Source organism: Actinoplanes xinjiangensis, from assembly GCF_003148685.1.
Classification (GTDB): domain Bacteria; phylum Actinomycetota; class Actinomycetes; order Mycobacteriales; family Micromonosporaceae; genus Actinoplanes; species Actinoplanes xinjiangensis.
This window is the reverse complement of record NZ_QGGR01000086.1, coordinates 1-1041: the sequence shown is the minus strand read 5'-3', so window position 1 is coordinate 1041 and position 1041 is coordinate 1. Positions and strand designations below refer to the sequence as shown.

The window sequence follows — 1041 nt, the reverse complement described above, 5'->3', positions numbered from 1 at the left end:
CTAAGCACGTAAGCAGAGGTTCTGCACGTAACGGCTCCGGCTGGAACATGCTCGGTTAGAAGGACATAGCGATAGAAAAGCCTCGTCGTGGGTTCGGATCAAGTTTCCACACCAGACCGAAACCCCCGACGAGGTCACAGCCAGTATGCGCCCCGCGCACGTCTACGCCCGGATCCCGGCCGAGCAACACACCGAACTGATTACGGCCCTGCACGGACAATGGCGTACCGCCACCCGGGTGGTCATCGTCGTGCTGTCCGCCGCCGGCTGGCCGGCGAGCGAGATCGCCGACCTGCTGCACTACGACCCGGCCACCGTCCGCCGCTGGATCGCTCGTCACCAGCAGGAAGGCCTGGCCGGGCTCCCCGACCGGCCCCGCAGCGGACGCCCCCGCAAGGGCGGACGCCGCCTCGGCGAACGTATCCACCGGCTGCTGCTGACACCGAAGGCCTGGACCGCCGCCCGGCTCTGGCGCGCTCTGGGCCGCCCACAACTGAGCCTGTCCACACTGCGCCGCCGGATCCGCGAACAAGCCCGGTGGTGCCGGCCCCGCCTGATCGCCAAAAGCGACCCCGACCGCGACCAGATCTGCGCCGACATCCGCGCCCGCATCACCGCCCTGCCCACCGGATCGGTCGTACTCGCCGAGGACGAAACCCACCTCGACCTGCTACCTCGCATCCGAGCCTGCTGGATACCGGCCGGGATCCGCCACCGGATCCTGACCCCGGGCACGAACGTGCGCCGCACCCTGCACGGCGCGATCAACCTGGCCACCGGCGCCTTCCACCACCACGTCTCCGTCAAGAACGTCTCCGTGGTCTTCTGCTACTTCCTCGAACGACTACTCGATGCCTACCCGCACGCCCCCGTCGTGGCCGTAATCTGCGACAACGGCTCCACCCACCACAGCGGCATCACCAAACGCTGGCTGGCCGAACACCCACGGCTACAAGTGATCGAAGGCGCCAGATACAGCCCTCAGGACAACCCCGTCGAACGGATCTGGGCCGCCCTGAAACGAAAGATCGCGAACACCGC

General features: G+C 67.4%; 1 protein-coding gene. It reads left to right on the top strand.

What is annotated here, in order from left to right:
- Positions 1–145: 145 nt before the first annotated feature.
- On the top strand, positions 146–1041 hold an 896-nt coding region (locus tag BC793_RS48625), incomplete at its 3' end, for an IS630 family transposase (protein ID WP_109603430.1).